The following is a 16,321-nucleotide window of genomic DNA, read 5'->3' on the forward strand; positions in this document are numbered from 1 at the left end:
AGGCGGGCCACGGAGGCCGGCGCCCTTACGCCGGCTGCGGCAGCGGGCGGCTCGGCACCTGCCCCTCCCTCGCGCCGCCGCCCGCCCCGTTGCTCCACGTCCCCAGCGAGATCTCGGCGGTGATGCCGGGGCCGAAGCCGGCGATGATGCCCCGGGCGTCGTGCGCCACGCCGCCGTCGTCCCACAGGCGCTCCAGCGCGTCGAAGATGACGGCGCTGGCGATGTTGCCCCGCTCGGTGAGCGTGGCCCTGCTGTAGCGGAACCACTCGGGCGCGAGGTCGAGGTACTTGCACAGGTCGTCGAGGATCCTCGGCCCGCCCGCGTGGACGATGTAGAAGTCGAGCTCGGAGACGTTCCAGTCGTGGGGCTCGGCCATGTCGCGCATGGCGGGCGCCAGCATGGCCATCGTGCCCGGGACCCTCTTGTCGAGCAGGAAGTGGAAGCCGGTGTCGCGGACCGCGTAGGAGATCCAGTCCTCGGTGTCCGGCACGAGATGGGAGCCGTTGCGCTCCAGACGCACGCCTTCACCGCCCTCGCCGCGCACCACGGCCGCGGCCAGGGCGTCGCCGAAGAGGCCGTTGGACAGGAGGTTGCCGACGCCGAGGTCGGTGGGCTGGTAGAGCAGCGAGCAGAACTCGCAGGCCACGATGAGGGCGTTGGCGCCGGGGTAGGCGGTGCAGAAGTCGTGCGCGCGGTTGATGGCGGCGCCGCCCGCCGCGCAGCCGAGCTGGGCGATCGGCAGCTGTCTGGTCGTGACCGGGAAGTCCATGGTGTTGATGAGCCAGGCGGTCATGGACGGCATCATGAAGCCGGTGCACGAGACGTAGACGATCAGATCGATGTCGCGCGGGGTGAGCTCGGCGTGCTCCAGGGCCCGCCGGACGACTGCGGGGACGCGGGCCTTGGCCTCGGTCTCGTAGAGGTTGTTGCGCCAGGTGAAGCCGGGGTGCTTGAGGGTGTCCTCGATGGGCTGGAGGATGTGCCGCGTCTGCACTCCGGTATTGCCGATCAGGCGCAGCGCCAGCGGCAGCTGAGGGTGGTCGGCGTGCAGGGTGCGCGCCAGCTGCAGGGTCTCCTCCATCGTGATGACGTGCTCGGGTACGGCAATGGCCGGTCGGCAGAGCGTAGCCATGACTGCCTCCTTACCAGGGACTTACCGGTCCAGGGGACTGACCGGTGGACTTACCGGGCGCCGGGACCGCCGCCCGCTGCGGGCGGTGGCCCGTGCGCCCCGTCGGAGCGCTGCGCCGGTCGCTCTACCAGGCGACGGGCAGGGCGAGGGGGAAGCGCCAGATCGAACCGGTGTTCCACCGCACCTCCTCCGCCGGAACGGCCAGACGCAGTTCGGGAAAACGGGCGAGCAGCGTGCCGATGGCGACCTGGAGCTCCATCCGCGCCAGCTGGGCGCCGAGGCAGTGGTGCGTGCCATGGCCGAAGGTGAGGTGGGCGGGCGCGCCCTGCCGCTCGAAGTCCAGCTCGTCGGGGCGGTCGTAGACGAGCTCGTCGCGGTTGGCGGCGAGGTACGAGACGTGGACGGTCTCACCCGCGCGGATGGTGACGCCGTCCAGCTCCACGTCCTCCGTGGCCTGACGGGGGATGCCCACCCCCTGCCGGTACGGGATGAAGCGCAGGAGCTCCTCGATGGCGGCCGGCAGCAACTCGGGACGGGCCCGCAGCCGGGCCAGCTGCTCCGGGTGGGTCAGCAGGGTGTAGACGATGTTGCTGATCTGGTGGGCGCTGGTGTTGTGGCCGGTGACGAGCAGGAGCATGCCCATCACCGCGACCTCGCGGGCGTCCAGGAACTCGCCGTCCTCGCGCACCGCGGCCAGGGCGCTGAGCAGGTCGGTGCCGGGGTGGCGGCGGCGGGCGGCGGTCAACTCGGCGAAATACGCGCGGAGTCCGGCCTTCCCCTCGGCCGCCGCGGCGCCGTCGGGAGTGCCCGGGGCCATCATCGCCGTCGCCCAGCGGCGCAGCGGGGCGCGATCCGGCTCGGGGACGTCGAGCAGCTCGAAGACCGTGTTCAGCGGGAGGGGCGCGGCCAGCCAGTCCGAGATGTCGGCGGGGGAGCCGTGGTCGGCCATGGCGTCGAGCAGGCCGTCCACCATGCGCTGCGTGCGCGGGCGCAGCTCCTCGACCTGGCGGTCGCCGAACGCCGTGGCCACGAGGCCGCGCAGACGGCTGTGGGCCGGGGGGTCCATGAGGTTGATCGATTCGGCGTGGTCGACGAGGTCGGGCGTGACGCGCGGGATGTCGCGGCCGATGAGGGCGGCGCGGCTGAAGCGGCGGTCGGCGGTGACCGCGCGGACGTGCCGGTGACGCGTCACGAGCCAGGCGGAGCCGGCGGCCGTGCCGTCCGGACCGCCCGGGCCCGATCCTGCGGAGCCGGGCGCTGCGGAGCCGGACGCTACGGAGCCCCCCGGGCCGTCCTCCGCGCCATCCCCTGCGCCGTCCCCGCGGGGCATCGGGATGCGGGTGATCGGCGGCTCGCTGCGCAGCCGGGCCAGGAAGGGGTCGAACTCCAGGGCCTCATCGTGACGGAACGGACAGGTCCACACCGACTCGGAGGTGGTCATCGAAGACTCCCATCCCAAGGGCCCCGCCCGGGTGGCGTGCCAGCTTATTTTCAGACCATGCCGCACCAGTGACTCCGCCACACCCCAGCCTTCGCAGTTCACCCGAATGGTGGAAATTTCGGAGAATCACCCGTCGCATCCCCCACTTTTCCCTTCTTTCTCACCACTCCCCCAGGCTTCGCCCCGGCTCCCCTGCACGCGCCCCGACTCCTCCTTGGCGCCCCCGACTCCCCCAAGAAGCCCCCGACTTCCGGGGCGGACCCGGGCGGAGTCCCGGATGGAGGTCCGGGCAGAGGCCCGAACGTGGCCCTCAACGCAGGCCCCAATGCCGACCTCGGCGTGTCCCGGGCTGCGGAACCCGGAGATCATGCTTAGCCTGATTTATCAGACATCACTGATTAAGTGATGACAATTCCGCCCGCATCTCCTCAAGGAGGCGCACATGCTCGCCCAAGAAACCCTTCGACCCCTTGCAAATCCGGCCGGGACGGCCGCGATCGGCTCCCTGATGGTGGAGCCGGAAGCAGCCGTCAGCGGGGCTCCGCTCCCCGCGCCGGAGGCCGCAGGATTCCTGCTCGCCCTCCTCCTGCTGTCGCCCAAGGAGCCGAAGGAGCCGAAGGGCAAGTGAGTTCCCGTGCGGCCTACGCCGCGGCGGCCGACGAACTCGCGTCCCGCGTCCTCCGTGCCCTCCGGGGCGCGGGGGGCGCGGCGCTCGTCGCCCCGCACCTCGACAGCTCGCCCGACGCACTCGCGGCCCTGGCTGCCGTCCGGGTGATCGGAGCCGACACCTTCACCCCCCACATCCTGACGGGCGCCCCCTTCCACGCCGCCGACGCGGCCGCCGTCGCCCGCGCCTTCGAGGAGTTCCCCGTACCGGGCAGCGGCCCCTCCGCCCGCCCCGACGAGCGGACCGCCGCCTGGCGCGACTGGGCGACCGCACAACTGCTGGCCCGTACGCGCGGCTACGTGGGCAATCCCGTGGCCACCGTCCCGCCCGAGGCCGGCGACGACCTGACCGACACCACCGACTGGCAGCGCTGGTCCGTTCGCATGGCCCAGCTTGCGCCGCTCGCCACCCCCTGCCTGGACGGGCCCGTACGGGACGCCGCCCGCGGCGCCGCCCTCCCGCTCAGCCGCGGGCTGACCCGTTCCGTACTGCGCCGCGACTTCCCCACCGCCGTACGCCTGTTGCGCTGGCTCGCCCTGCTGCGGCACGACGGCATCGCCCTGCCCGTGGATCCGGAACCCGTCCTCGAGCACGTGCGCCTGCTCGGCGGCGCGAGCCCGCGAACGGCGCTCGACCTGGCGGTCGCCGCCCACCTGCTGGGCGACGGCACACACGCCGGCACCACGAACACCCGCGGCACGAACGCCCGCAGCACGAACGGAAACGGCACCGACCCCGACAACCGCGCCGACTCCGACACCAGCGCCGGTGCCGGCACCGGCACCGGGACCACCCCCCATCTGCCCACGGAGGCGCAGGCATGACCATTTCCGCCCCCGTGGCGACGGCCGCCCGCGCCATGGCCGACCGCGCGCTGTCCTGGCTGCACGCCCACCGCGCGCTCGGCGCCCTGCCACCCGGCACCACCGAGGAGCTCACCGACCCCGACGGCGTCTACAAACCCCTGGGCGAGAGCACCCTCGCCGCCTCCGTCATCCTGCGCGACGGCATGGCCGGGCCCGGCCAACTGGCCGCCGCGCAGAGCCTGATGGACTTCACCTGGCTCCAGCTGCGCAAGGGCGACATGCTCTACGAACGCCAGCTGCGCCACACCCTGATGACCGACCCGCTGGAGATGTACGCCCACTTCGTGCGCTGCGGCTACCGCCACGCGGAGCTGGACCGGCTACTGGCCCACCGCGCACGGCTGCGCTCGGTGCACAGCGTCGAGCTGCTGCCCAACCGCCGCCTGGCCGTGGCCAACGCCGCCCGCATCGCCGGGCTCGACCACGGCGAGGACTTCGGCGCGCTCGCCCGCACCACCTGGCTGGGCGCCACCCCCGAACCGTGGGCGATCAACTGGATCACCGCCTACGCGATGACCCACACGGTCTTCCACCTCACCGACTGGGGAGGCCGGCCCGAGGGTCTGCCGGCCCCCCTCACCTCGTACGTCCGCACCTGGCTGCCCGTGTGGATCGACATCTGGCGCGAGGTCCAGCAGTGGGACCTCGTGGCGGAACTCCTCATCGTGGGCGCCTCCTTGTCCGAGCCCTACTGCAACCCGGACGACTGGGAGGCGATGGCCGCCCTGCAGCACGAGGACGGCCTGGTGCCCTGCGACGGCGACCCGGTCGACGACGACCCCGCCCGCAGATTCAAGGAACACCAGCACACGACCGTCGTGGCCGCCGTGGCGGGCTCCATCGCCCTGGCCAGGGCGGCGCGAGCGCAGTGACCGCATCCGTACGGCAGACCGCCCCGGACGGCGCGAACGACCCCGGCACTCCGCTGAACGCCCTGCTCCTGCCCCTGGCCGACGCGGCCCGGGGCGCGAGCGCCGTCGCCGTCGCCGCCGTGCGCGGCGACGAGCGCATCGTGGTGTGCCGCGGGCCGGCCGAGGAGAACACCCGCTTCGAGACCGGCTCGCTCACCAAGACCTTCACCGCGCTGCTGCTCGCCGAGCTCGCCGCCCGCGGCGAGGTCCGCTACGACGACCCCCTCGACCGCTATCTGCCGCCCGGCGCCCGGCGCATCCCGGGCCCGCCCGTCACACTCCTCCACCTCGCCACGCACACCGCGGGCCTGCCGCGCCTGCCGCCCGGGCTGCTCGCCCGCTCGGCCCGCACGGGCTGGTTCCGCAACCCGTACGCCGCCTTCACCACGGACGACCTGCTGGCCGCGCTCCCCCGCACCCGGCTGCACCACCGCCCCGGCACTCACGTGCGCTACTCCAACTACGGCGTGGCGCTGCTCGGCCTCGCCCTGGCGCGCGCGGCCGGCGGCGGGCCCGGCGACTATCCGGCGCTGCTCGGCGAACGCGTCCTGCAACCGCTCGGCCTGGCCGACACCGACTGCGACCCCACCCGCCCCCAGGTCCCCGGGCACTGGCACGGCCGTCCCCGGCCGCCCTGGCTCGTCCCCGGGCTGCCCGCCGCGGGCGCGCTGCGCTCCAGCGCACGGGACCTGCTGCGCTGCATGGCGGCGCTGCTCGCACCGGAGGCCGCCGCGCCGCCGAGCCTGCGGGTGGCCCTCACGGAGGTGCAGCGCCCCCGGCTGGCGCTGCCCCGTACGGGACGCCGCATCTGCCTCGTGTGGAACCTGCGGGTGCGGCCCGGCGGCCCGCTGCTGCACCACTCCGGAGGCACGCGCGGCTGTACCGCCTTCGCCGGCTTCCTGCCCGGGCCGGGCGCCGCCCTGGTGGCGCTCGCCAATGCCGCGCCGACCCCGGCGGCGCCCTTCGTCCAGGCCTCGTACACGGCGCTGTGCGGCCTGGACCGGAAGGACCGGCGGTCAGCCGCCCGCGACGTGCCGGGTGACGGTGGCCGCGAACTCCTGGGCGGCGGGCGCGAGGGCCGACCACTGCCGGGCGGCCCAGCCCACATCGAGTGACGGGATGCCGGTGACGGGTATCAGCCGGGCCGCGCCGGACGGGCTGACCAGCCCCGGCATGGCCGGGATCAGCGCGTGCCCCAGGCCCAGCTCGGCCAGCAGCAGCGCGGTGTCCCAGTCCGTGGCGCGGGTGGTGGCACGCGAGGAGAGGCCGGGGCCGAGCGCGTCGTCCACCTGGCGGCCGGAGCTCGTCCCGGAGGGCGGGCGGATGAGGTGCGTACGGGCGAGGTCCGCCGCCCCGAGCGCGCTCTCGGCCGCGAGGGGATCGTCGGGGTGGACGGCCAGCACCCACTCCAGGCTGATGACCGGCCGCAGTTCGACGCCCTCCGCGTCGGCGGAGACCGTCACCCAGGCGAGGTCCACCGCTCCCGACCGGAGGGCGTCGATGCAGCGGTGGCTGGAGCGCTCGGTGTGGAACTCCAGGCCGACGCCGGGGAATCGCCTGCTGTACTCCTCGATGGCCGCGCCCATGAGGTGCCGGATGGTGGTGGCGCCGGTGGCGATGACGACGCCACCGCCCCGGCCGGTGCGCAGCTCCTCCAGGGTCCGCAGGCCCTCGCCGAGGGCGGTGAGCCCGTCGGAGGCGGCCCGCTGGAGGATCCGCCCGGCCGCGGTGGGCACCACCCCCCGCGGCTGCCGCTCCATCAGCGACAGCCCGACCTCCTTCTCCAGGCGCCGCACGTGCTGGCTGACGGCCGACTGACTGCAGTTCATCTCGCGGGCCACGGCACTGAGGTTGCGGGCCTCGCACACCATGACGAACACCTTCAGGTCATCTAGCGTCACGCCCGCCACGATACAAGCTCAAGCTTGGGTGGATCGAGTCAAGTCATAGGATTGACTTGGCTTATGGGGCCCGCCATGATCTATCTGAAAAACGGCGGCAACCTGTCCGCGGCTGCACACCGCAGCACACAGTGCTCCGTTGCTGCGCATGCACGGCAACGGGCCGAGGCGTCGCTGCGGACAGGTGTCGACCAGCCCTCGGTATCCACCGGCTGCCCCTGCGTGCGCGTCAGTGCAGCACCGGTACGGCCTCCAGCAGCTGCCGCGTGTACGGGTGTCCGGGCGCCTCCCATACGCGCTCGACGGGCCCCCTCTCCACGACGCGCCCTTCCTTCATCACCACCACCTCGTCGCACAGATAGCGCACCACGCCGAGGTCGTGGGTGACGATGCACAGGGCCATCTCCCGCTCGGCCGTGACCTTGCTCAGGACGTCGAGGATCTGCGCCCGGACGGAGACGTCCAGCGCGCTGACCGGCTCGTCGGCGAGGAGGACGGACGGGCGGGGCGCCAGGGCCCGGGCGATGGCGATGCGCTGCCGCTGCCCTCCGGAGAACTGGTGCGGATAGCGGTCGGCCGCCTCCGCGGGCAGGCCCACGTCGGCGAGGAGCTCGGCCACGCGCGCCGTGGCCGCGGGCGAGCGGCGGTCCGGGAGCGGCTCGGCGATGATGTCCCGTACGCGCATGCGGGGGTCGAGCGAGCCCATGGGGTCCTGGAAGACCACTTGAAGTCCGTGGCCGGCCACCTTTCCGGCTGCCCCCGGGCCGCCCGCCCCTCCCGCCACCCCCGGCCCGTCGACCGTCCCCGACGTCGGCCGGTCCAGGCCCGACAGCAGCCGCAGCAGCGTGGTCTTCCCCGATCCGGACTCGCCCACCACGCCGACGCGCCCGCCCGCGCGCAGGTCCAGGTCCAGGCCCTCCAGCGCCGTGAAGTGCGTGCGCGGCGCGAAGAGGGCGCGGCGGGGGCGGGCGTAACGGCGGGTCAGGCCACGGGCCTTGAGCAGCGTCCTCGGCTCGGCCGGGGCCGGGGGACGCGAGGCCGGGACTGCCGGACGCGAGGCCGGGACCGTCAGGTCGGAGGCCTTCAGCAGGGCCCGGGTGTACGGGTGCTCCGGGCGGCGCAGCACCTGCTCCACCGGCCCGCTCTCGACGATCTCCCCCTCGTACATCACCAGCACGCGGTGGCACACGGACGCGACGAGCGCGAGATCGTGGCTGATGTAGAGCACCGCCGTGCCGCGCTCGTCGGACACGCCCGTGACAAGGTCGACGATCTCCTTCTGCACCGTGACGTCCAGGGCGGTGGTCGGCTCGTCGCAGATCAGCAGGGCGGGGTCGGTCGCGAGGGCGCCGCCGAGGACGGCGCGCTGGCGCTGGCCGCCGGAGAGCTGGTGGGGGTAGGCGCGGGCGGCCCGGGCGGGGTCGGGCAGCCGCAGCCGGTCCAGGAGGTCCACCGCGGTGGCGAGGGCGGCGGCCCGGCCGGGGCGTTCGCTCCGGGCGCCGTGCAGCCGCAGCGCCTCGGCGACCTGGGGGCCCACCTTCATCACGGGGTTGAGGGCCGTCATCGGCTCCTGGAACACCATGCCGGCGAGCCGCCCGCGTACGGCCGACAGCTCGCGGTCCGTGGCGCCCAGCAGGTCGAACGGGACGCCGTCGAGGCGCGCGCTGCCCCCGGCCCGCAGCCCCTCGCCCAGGAGGCCCAGCAGGGCGAGGGCCGTGAGGGTCTTGCCCGAGCCGGACTCGCCGATGATGCCGACGCGCTCGCCCCGGTCGACGGTGAAGCCGACACCCCGCACGAGCGGCCGGTCGCCCGCGTCGACGGTGAGGCCGTCGACCTCCAGCAGCCTGCTGCTCACCGGACACCTTCCAGCGTGGGGTCGAAGCGGTCCCGCAGGCCGTCGCCGAGGAGGTTGAGGCCGAGGACGGCGGCCGCGACGGCGAGGCCGGGCCACAGGCACAGCTCCGGCTTGTCGAAGAGGAGCTCCTGCGAGTCGAGCAGCATGCGGCCCCAGGACGGCGTGGGCGGCGGGGTGCCGAGCCCGAGGTAGGACAGCGCGGCCTCGGCCAGCACGGCGGTCGCGAAGGCCACCGACGCCTGGACGATGACGACGTCCCGGATGTTCGGCAGGACGTGCCGCACGGCGATGGCCGCGCGCGTGCGGCGGGCGAGCCGGGCGGCGTCGACGTACTCCGCGGCCATGACGCGCAGCGTGGCGGCGCGGGCCACGCGCGCGAAGCCGGGGGCGGAGGCGATGCCGATGGCCACCATGGCGGTGAGGGTGCTCGTGCCGTAGACCGCCGCCAGCATGATGGCGAGCAGGAGGGCGGGGAAGGCCAGCAGAAAATCGCTCACTCTCATCAGCAGCGCGCTGAGCGGGCCGCCCGACATGCCCGCGGCGACCCCCATCGGTACTCCGATGGCGACGGCGAAGCCGACCGCGACGACGCCGACGAAGACGGTCGTACGGGCACCGGTCATCAGCCGGCTGACGACGTCGCGCCCGAACTGGTCGGTGCCCAGCAGGTGCTCCCCGCCGGGCGGCAGCAGGCGCTGCGCCGCTTCCACATGCGTGGGGTCGTAGGGCGTCCACAGGAGGGACAGGAGGGCGAGCGCCAGGATGAGAGTGACGAGAATTCCGCCGGCGGTGAGGGCGGGACGGCGGGCGAGCCGCCCGAGGAGGCTCCTGGCCTTCATCAGCGGCTCCGCAGGCGTGGGTCGACCAGGTGGTAGAGCAGGTCGGTGACGACGTTGAGCACGAGCACGGCCACGACCAGGACGATCACCACGCCCTGGACGACCAGCAGGTCGCGGTCGGCGACCGACTGCAGCAGGAGATCGCCCAGCCCCGGGATCACGAAGACCCGCTCGACCACGACGGCACCGACGAGGACGGTGGACAGCTGAAGCCCGAGGACGGTCAGGACGGGCACCGCCGCATTGGGCAGTCCGTGCCGCCACAGCGCGCCCCGGCGCCGGCGTCCCTTGGCCCGCGCCGTGCGCAGGAAGTCCTGGTGCAGGACGGTGAGGACGGCTGAGCGCACGTAGCGGGTGAGCACCGCGCCCTGTACGAGGCCGAGGGACAGGCACGGCAGGACGAGCTGCCGGGCCCAGGTGGCGGGGTCCTCGGCGAGCGGGGTGTAGCCGCCGGCCGGCAGCGCCCCGGCCCGGACGGCGAAGACGTAGACGAGCAGGATGCCCGCGAGGAAGGCGGGGACCGCGATGCCCGCCTGGCTGAGCGCGGACAGCACCGCGCCTGCCGGCCTGCGGTGCCAGGCGGCGGCCAGCACGCCCGTGGGCAGCGCGAAGAGGAGCGCCACGAGCATGCCGCCGAGCGCCAGCCAGCAGGTGACGCCGAAGCGGTCGGCGATCCGGGGGCCGATGGGGTCGTGGCTGATGTACGAGGTGCCGAAGTCGCCGTGCAGCAGACCCTGTGCCCAGTCGGCGTACTGGACGACGAGCGGGCGGTCGGTGCCGAAGGAGTGCCGCAGGGACGCCAGCTCCGCCTGGCCGGCGTTCGTCCCGAGGACGACCTCGGCCGGGTCGCCGGGCAGGACGGAGAGGAACGCGAACACGACGAAGCTGGCGATCACGGCGCTGACCAGCAGCGACGCCGTCCTGCGCAGGAACACCCGCATGCCGGGGCCGCTCCTACTTCTTCTTCGCCCAGCGGATGCCCGCGAGGTCGAGGCCCTCGCCGACCTGGTTGACGGGCAGGCCGGTGACGTCCTTGTCGGCCACCATCAGGTTGGGCATCAGGTAGAGCCAGTCGGCCGCGGCGTCGTCGGAGAGCAGGCGGGCGGCCTCGCGGTAGCGGGCGGCCTCGTCCTCGGGGCGGCCGGAGTCGGCGTCCTTGAGGAGCTTGGCATAGGCCGGGTTGTCGTAGCGGAAGTAGTAGCCCGGGTCGGCGAACGTCCACAGGTCGCGCGGCTCGGTGTGGGCGATGACGGAGAGGTCGTAGTCGGCCTTGTTGTAGACCTCGGACAGCCAGCGGGCCGGGAATTCGAGGGGCTCGATCTCCGCCTTGAGCCCGACCTGGTCGAGCTGGGACTTCACGACCTGCGCGGCGGACATCGCGTACGGCATGTTGGGCACCCGGAACTTCACGGTCCGGCCCTCGGCGCCCGCGTCCTTCAGCAGCTGCCGCGCCTTGGCGGGGTCGTACGGATAGCTGCCGGTCAGGTCCTCGTACCAGGGGTCGGTGGGGCTGGCCATCGTGCCGATGAGCTTGCCGTGCCCGGCGCGGGAGGTCTCCACGAGCGCCTTGTGGTCGATGGCGTGGCGCACGGCCTGGCGCACCCGCTTGTCCTTGAAGGGCTCGCGGGAGTTGTTCATCGACAGGACGACCTCGCCGGTGGAGGATCCCTCGATGGTCCGGAAGCGGTTCTTGTCGGAGAAGCGCGACAGCGACTCCGGGGCCTGGACCGTGCCGACGACGTCGATGCCCTTGGTCAGCAGGGCGTTGTTCATCGCCCCGGCGTCCTTGAAGTACTTCAGCGTGACCTTGCCGAGCTCCGGCTTGCCGCCCCAGTAGGAGCCGTTGCGGTCGAGGACGATGCGGTCGCCGCGGCGGCGCTCGGCCAGCTTGAAGGGGCCTGTCCCGACCGGGTGGTTGGCGAGGTCGGTCACGCCGGTGCGGCTGAACATGGCGCCGATGCGCGTGGTCATGGCGTAGAGCCAGCCGTTGCTCGCGTGGTTCAGCGTGACCTTGACCCTGTGGTCGCCGGTCTTCTCCGCCTTCTCGACGACGTCCATCTGGCGGGCCGTCTTCAGCTTCCAGTCCTTCTTCACCCGGTCGATGGAGAAGACCGCGTCGTCGGCGGTGAACTCGGCGCCGCTGGTGAACTTCACGCCCTTGCGGAGGTGGAAGGTGTACGTACGGCCGTCGTCGGAGCGCTCGTAGCGCTCGGCGAGCAGGGGCTGGATCCTGCCCTGCTGGTCCACCCGGACCAGGCCCTCGTAGATGCTGCCCAGCGTGGCCTGCGGGACGGCCGCGCCGTCGGTGGTGGTGAAGTCGAGGCTGGCGGGCTCGGCGATGAGGCCGATGGAGAGGGAATCCGCGGAGCCGGAACCGGAGCCGGAACCCGATCCGCCGCCGGAGCCGCACGCGGCCGCCAGGGTGCCTGCTAAGAGGGCACAGCCGGTCACGCGGGCGGTACGTCGCAGCGCTGCCCCTGACCGGGCGGTTGACTTGGCCACTGTGTCTCCGTGTCTCTGCGTCTGTCGTCGCGTCTGTCGTCGCGTCTGTCGTCGCGCCTGCCGCTGCTTCCCCGTGTCGCCGTGTCCTCCCGGAAACTAACCACCGGCGCGTGTTCCACACCATGGAAGCGGGAGCGAAGGTGATCGAGTTCACGCACAATCACGACACTCCGCCTCTGCCGTCGCACCGCCACCAACTCCATTGACCGTGCGCCGACTTCGAATCATGATCGATGTGCCGCGCAACTGCCGCATGCTCAGCGAATCCCGAGTGGAGTCCGTATGCCTGCACCGTCCGCCGACGCCGTCCTCACCGAGCCCGTCACCGGGCCGTCCGCATGGACGGCCGCCGACTTCACCGGCGAAAGCGACTGGGTGGTCACCCTCACGCCCGAGGAAATCGGCGACCTGGAAACGGCGCTCGCGGCGGCGAAAGCGCGCGGAATCCCGCTCGAACGGCTCACCGTCACGGACTTTCCGCTGCCCGTCCTCGGCAAGACATTCGAAGCCGCCGTCCAGGAGCTGGAGTTCGGGCGCGGATTCACGCTCCTGCGCGGCCTCCCGGTGGAGCGCTGGACCCTGGAAGAGGCCCGGCTGGCGTACTGGGGCATCGCACTCCACCTCGGCACCCCCGTCTCCCAGAACGCCGCGGGCGAATTGATCGCGCACGTCAGGGACTACGGGGAGGGGGAGGTCACCGAATCCGCCACCCGCGCCTACCGGACCCGCTCCGAGCTGCCCTTCCACACCGACAGCTCCGACATCGTGGGCCTGCTGTGCCTGCGCCAGGCGGGCGAGGGCGGCGTCAGCACCCTCAGCAGCTCCATGACCGTCCACAATCACCTCCTCGCACACCACCGGGAACTGCTCGGCCTGTACTACCGGGGATTCGTCTACGACCGGCGCGCGGAAGAGGGCTCCGGCGAACTCCCGTACTACCGGAACTCCGTGTACGGCTATTTCAACGGGCAGTTGAGCTGCCGCTTCTATATGACGCACTACATCGACTCCGCGGTACCGAAGTCGGGAATTCCGCTGAGCGGGATCGAGCGGCACGCGCTACGGGTCTTCCAGGACATCGCGGGCATGGACGAGTACCGCGTCGAGATGACCCTGCGCGCAGGTGATCTCCAGCTGCTGAACAACAACGTCGTCGTCCACGGCCGCTCCGCCTTCCGGGACGAGCCGGGCCGGCGCCGCGACCTGCTGCGCCTGTGGCTCAACACCCGGCACGCGCGGGACCTGCCGGAAGGCTTCGCGGCCTTCAGGCACGGGATGCCGCGGACTCGCTGACCGGCGCCGTGGACTCGCTGACCGGTGCCGTGGACTCGCTGACGGGTGCCGCCGGCGTGGTCCCGGCGGGGGCGGGGGCGGGCAGGGCGACGGCGGTGAGCACGAAGCCGCCGCCCGCGGCCCACCGGCCGGTGAAACCGCCCAGCCGGACGCCGCCCACGACGGGACCGGGCACGAGGAGCCGGGCCGAGAAGGTGCGGGCGCCGGGGTCGATCTCCAGCTCCGCCTCCACGAAGTCCAGCTCCTGCCCGGTCAGCGGATACCACGTCTTGAAGACGCTCTCCTTGGCGCTGAACAGCAGCCTGTCCCAGTGCACGCCGGGCCGCTCCGCGGCGAGCCGCTGGACGGCCGCGCGCTCGGACGGCAGCGCGATGACGCCGAGGACGCCCTCCGGGAGCGGCCCGTTCGGCTCGGCGTCGATGCCCACCGAGGCCAGGGTGTCCGCCCGGGCCACGACGGCCGCCTGGAAGCCGTCGCAGTGCGTCATGCTGCCGACCACGCCGTCGGGCCACTGCGGGGCGCCGCGCCGGTTCGGGACGAGGGGCATCGGCGGGAGCCCGAGCCGCCCCAGCGCCCTGCGCGCACAGGCCCGTACGGCCGCGAACTCCTGCTGCCGCTTGGGCACGGCGCGGGCGACGACGGCCGCTTCCTCGGGATAGAGGCCGAGTTCCCCGGGGAGGACGCCGCGCGAGGAGGACTGCTGCGGCGGAAGGGCGAAGCTCTCCTCCGCGACGGCCTCCACCGGCAGAATCTGCTCGATCATTCCCAGAACCCCTTCGCGCCGTCCCCCACCCTCTCGTCGGCCGGCCGGGGCAGGATCTGCCGCAGGGGCTTACGGGGCGGGCGCGGGCGCCACTCGCGCGGATAGCCGATGGAGACCTCCTCGAACCGCACCCCGTCGTGCCAGGTGACGCGGGGGATGTGGAGGTGGCCGTAGACGGCGGCCGCGGCCCGGAAGCGAAGGTGCCAGTCCGCGGTCAGCTCGGTGCCGCACCACTGCGCGAAATCCGGGTAGCGCAGGATCCTGGTGGGCTCGCGCACCAGCGGGAAGTGGTTGACCAGGACGGTGCGGTGCGCGGGGTCGACGGCGGCCAGGCGGCGCTCGGTGTACTGCACGCGCGCGTGGCACCACGTATCGCGGCCGGAGTAGGGCTCGTGGTGCAGGAAGTGCTCGTCGGCGCAGACGACTCCGGCGTCGTAGGCGCGGCGGAGCGACTCCTCCTTGGTGTGCGCGCCGGGCACGCGGAAGGTGTAGTCGTAGAGCACGAAGAGCGGGGCCACGGCGACCGGGCCGCCCTCGCCCTGCCACACGGGGTAGGGATCCTCGGGGGTGGCGACGCCGAGGCTGCGGCACAGCTCCACCAGGTGCAGATATCGCGTCTCGCCACGCAGGTCGACAGGGTCCTGCGGGTGGGTCCACAGCTCGTGATTGCCGGGCGCCCAGACCACTTTGGCGAATCGCTCGGCGAGCAGGCGCAGCGTCCATTCGATGTCCGCGTACTGCTCGCCGACATCGCCCGCGACAATGAGCCAGTCGTCGTCGCTCTCGGGCCGGAGCGTTTCGACGAGCGCGCGATTCTCTTTGTAGGCGACGTGCAGATCGCTGACGGCCAGCAGTTTTCCGTTGGGCACTGTGTGTCCTTCTCGAGTCCTTCTCGAGTCCTTCTCGATGAATCCTCTGTCCGAACCGGAACACCCCTGTGTTCCGGCGCACTTCGAGCCGGCACGACGTATGTCTGCGCCCTACAAGGGAACCTAATACGCCCAGGGTGCCCGAAGGAACCCCTACCGGCCACGAGCCTGTCTCCAGGGCCCTCCTCCAGGGCTTCCTCTAGGGCCTCCTCTAGGACCTCCCGACGTATCCTGCCCGGGACCCGAAAGGCAGCAACTGAACGGCTCCGAAGGGAAAAACAGCACGATGACCCTGTCCCCCACTGACAACCAAAAGTGGATTCGCCGATACCATCCCGCGCAGGACGCCCCGGTCCGCCTCGTGTGCCTGCCGCACGCCGGAGGGGCGGCGAGCTATTTCTTCCCGGTGTCGAAGGCGCTCTCGCCTGCGGTCGACGTGCTCGCAGTCCAGTACCCCGGCCGGCAGGACCGGCGCGCGGACCCTTGCATCGAAAACCTGTCCGAGCTGGCGGACCTGACCACCGAGGCCCTCCTCCCCTGGACCGACCGCCCCCTGGCCCTCTTCGGCCACAGCATGGGCGCGACCCTGGCCTACGAGGTCACGCTGCGCCTGGAGGAGCGGGGCATCAAGCCCACCGCCCTCTTCGTCTCCGGCCGCCGCGCCCCCTCCCGCCACCGCGACGAGACGGTGCACCTGCGCGACGACGCGGGCCTGATCGAGGAGCTCCGCGTGCTGAGCGGCACCGACACCCAGATGCTGGACGACCGGGAGGTGCTGGAGATGGTCCTGCCGGCGCTCCGCGCCGACTACCGGGCGATAGAGACCCACCGCGCCCGCCCCGGCCTCCGAGTCGGCTGTCCCCTCCACGCACTGACCGGCGACAACGACCCCAAGGCCACCGTCGACGAGGTCCAGGACTGGGAGCACCACACCACCGCGCCCTTCGCGATCACCGTCCTCCCCGGCGGCCACTTCTACCTCAACGACCACAGCCGGGAGATCGTCGGCCTCATCTCGGACGGCATCGCCTCGGACGGCTTCACCTCCGGCGGCACCACGACCCCGGCCCGCTGACCTCCGAGGACTGCCCGGGACCGCCGCTGACCACCGTGTACGGAGCACCCCTCCGGAGTGTGTAGACTTGGGCGCGCTGCTGAAGCCGGTTACGGATCAGGCAGCATGCCGCCTTAGCTCAGTTGGCCAGAGCAACGCACTCGTAATGCGTAGGTCTCGGGTTCGAATCCCGAAGGCGGCTCCGATGGAGCCCAGCCCAGACACTGT

General features: G+C 72.5%; 15 protein-coding genes and 1 tRNA gene. 7 read left to right on the forward strand and 9 right to left on the reverse strand.

Annotation, left to right across the window (positions count from 1 at the left end; all coding sequences use genetic code 11):
• Nucleotides 1-25 precede the first annotated feature (25 nt).
• Nucleotides 26-1,132, reverse strand: a complete 1,107-nt coding sequence (locus tag IE241_RS31465; protein WP_190025280.1) for a type III polyketide synthase — start codon at nt 1,130-1,132, stop codon at nt 26-28.
• A gap of 124 nt (nt 1,133-1,256) precedes the next feature.
• The gene (locus tag IE241_RS31470; RefSeq protein WP_229900118.1) at nt 1,257-2,573 is read right to left on the reverse strand and encodes a cytochrome P450; all 1,317 of its coding nucleotides are present in this window, start codon (nt 2,571-2,573) and stop codon (nt 1,257-1,259) included.
• 442 nt (nt 2,574-3,015) lie between these two features.
• Here IE241_RS31470 and IE241_RS31475 point away from each other — a divergent pair, with 442 nt between their 5' ends.
• From IE241_RS31475 to IE241_RS31490, 4 genes are read left to right on the forward strand one after another with little or no spacing between them, the layout of a single operon-like run.
• Complete coding sequence (locus IE241_RS31475) at nt 3,016-3,201, forward strand: hypothetical protein (RefSeq protein WP_058045576.1); 186 nt, start codon at nt 3,016-3,018, stop codon at nt 3,199-3,201.
• On the forward strand, nt 3,198-4,064 hold the full coding sequence (locus IE241_RS31480) for a hypothetical protein (protein WP_190025281.1): 867 nt from the start codon (nt 3,198-3,200) through the stop codon (nt 4,062-4,064). Before IE241_RS31475 ends, IE241_RS31480 begins: the two co-directional genes overlap by 4 nt.
• On the forward strand, nt 4,061-4,978 hold the full coding sequence (locus IE241_RS31485) for a DUF6895 family protein (RefSeq protein ID WP_190025282.1): 918 nt from the start codon (nt 4,061-4,063) through the stop codon (nt 4,976-4,978). The genes IE241_RS31480 and IE241_RS31485 overlap by 4 nt, the downstream gene beginning before the upstream one ends.
• A complete protein-coding gene (locus IE241_RS31490; RefSeq protein WP_229900120.1) occupies nt 4,975-6,132 on the forward strand; it encodes a serine hydrolase domain-containing protein in 1,158 nt (385 codons plus the stop codon). Before IE241_RS31485 ends, IE241_RS31490 begins: the two co-directional genes overlap by 4 nt.
• Here IE241_RS31490 and IE241_RS31495 read toward each other — a convergent pair.
• The 5 genes from IE241_RS31495 to IE241_RS31515 all read right to left on the reverse strand — a co-directional run bounded on the left by IE241_RS31495 (nt 6,034) and on the right by IE241_RS31515 (nt 12,114).
• Entirely contained in the window at nt 6,034-6,918 is an 885-nt protein-coding gene (locus tag IE241_RS31495; protein WP_190025283.1) for a LysR family transcriptional regulator, read from the reverse strand. The genes IE241_RS31490 and IE241_RS31495 overlap by 99 nt on opposite strands.
• 229 nt (nt 6,919-7,147) lie before the next feature.
• On the reverse strand, nt 7,148-8,773 hold the full coding sequence (locus IE241_RS31500) for a dipeptide ABC transporter ATP-binding protein (protein ID WP_190025284.1): 1,626 nt from the start codon (nt 8,771-8,773) through the stop codon (nt 7,148-7,150).
• Nucleotides 8,770-9,612, reverse strand: coding sequence for an ABC transporter permease (locus IE241_RS31505; protein ID WP_190025285.1), 843 nt, complete (start codon nt 9,610-9,612; stop codon nt 8,770-8,772). Before IE241_RS31505 ends, IE241_RS31500 begins: the two co-directional genes overlap by 4 nt.
• Nucleotides 9,612-10,553: an ABC transporter permease gene (locus tag IE241_RS31510; protein WP_190025286.1), complete on the reverse strand. Its 942-nt coding sequence runs from the start codon at nt 10,551-10,553 to the stop codon at nt 9,612-9,614. Before IE241_RS31510 ends, IE241_RS31505 begins: the two co-directional genes overlap by 1 nt.
• Nucleotides 10,554-10,566: 13 nt before the next feature.
• On the reverse strand, nt 10,567-12,114 hold the full coding sequence (locus IE241_RS31515) for an ABC transporter substrate-binding protein (RefSeq protein WP_229900122.1): 1,548 nt from the start codon (nt 12,112-12,114) through the stop codon (nt 10,567-10,569).
• A gap of 282 nt (nt 12,115-12,396) precedes the next feature.
• On the opposite strand from IE241_RS31515, the gene IE241_RS31520 reads away from it, so the two are divergent.
• Nucleotides 12,397-13,407 (forward strand): TauD/TfdA family dioxygenase, encoded by a 1,011-nt coding sequence (locus tag IE241_RS31520; protein WP_190025287.1) that lies wholly within the window; start codon nt 12,397-12,399, stop codon nt 13,405-13,407.
• On the opposite strand, the gene IE241_RS31525 is transcribed toward IE241_RS31520, so the two are convergent.
• Nucleotides 13,379-14,170 carry a 4'-phosphopantetheinyl transferase family protein gene (locus tag IE241_RS31525; protein WP_190025288.1) on the reverse strand — a complete coding sequence of 264 codons (792 nt, stop codon included), beginning with the start codon at nt 14,168-14,170 and terminating at the stop codon, nt 13,379-13,381. The genes IE241_RS31520 and IE241_RS31525 overlap by 29 nt on opposite strands.
• A complete protein-coding gene (locus IE241_RS31530; RefSeq protein WP_190025289.1) occupies nt 14,167-15,039 on the reverse strand; it encodes a metallophosphoesterase family protein in 873 nt (290 codons plus the stop codon). The genes IE241_RS31525 and IE241_RS31530 overlap by 4 nt, the downstream gene beginning before the upstream one ends.
• Before the next feature lie 286 nt (nt 15,040-15,325).
• Between IE241_RS31530 and IE241_RS31535 the strand changes: the two genes are divergently transcribed.
• Together IE241_RS31535 and IE241_RS31540 are read left to right on the forward strand one after the other, a co-directional pair.
• Entirely contained in the window at nt 15,326-16,114 is a 789-nt protein-coding gene (locus IE241_RS31535) for a thioesterase II family protein (protein ID WP_190025290.1), read from the forward strand.
• A 107-nt stretch (nt 16,115-16,221) separates the two neighbouring features.
• Nucleotides 16,222-16,295, forward strand: a tRNA-Thr gene (locus tag IE241_RS31540).
• Nucleotides 16,296-16,321: the final 26 nt, after the last annotated feature.

The sequence above is a fragment of the Streptomyces hiroshimensis genome (assembly GCF_014650335.1).
GTDB lineage: Bacteria > Actinomycetota > Actinomycetes > Streptomycetales > Streptomycetaceae > Streptomyces > Streptomyces hiroshimensis.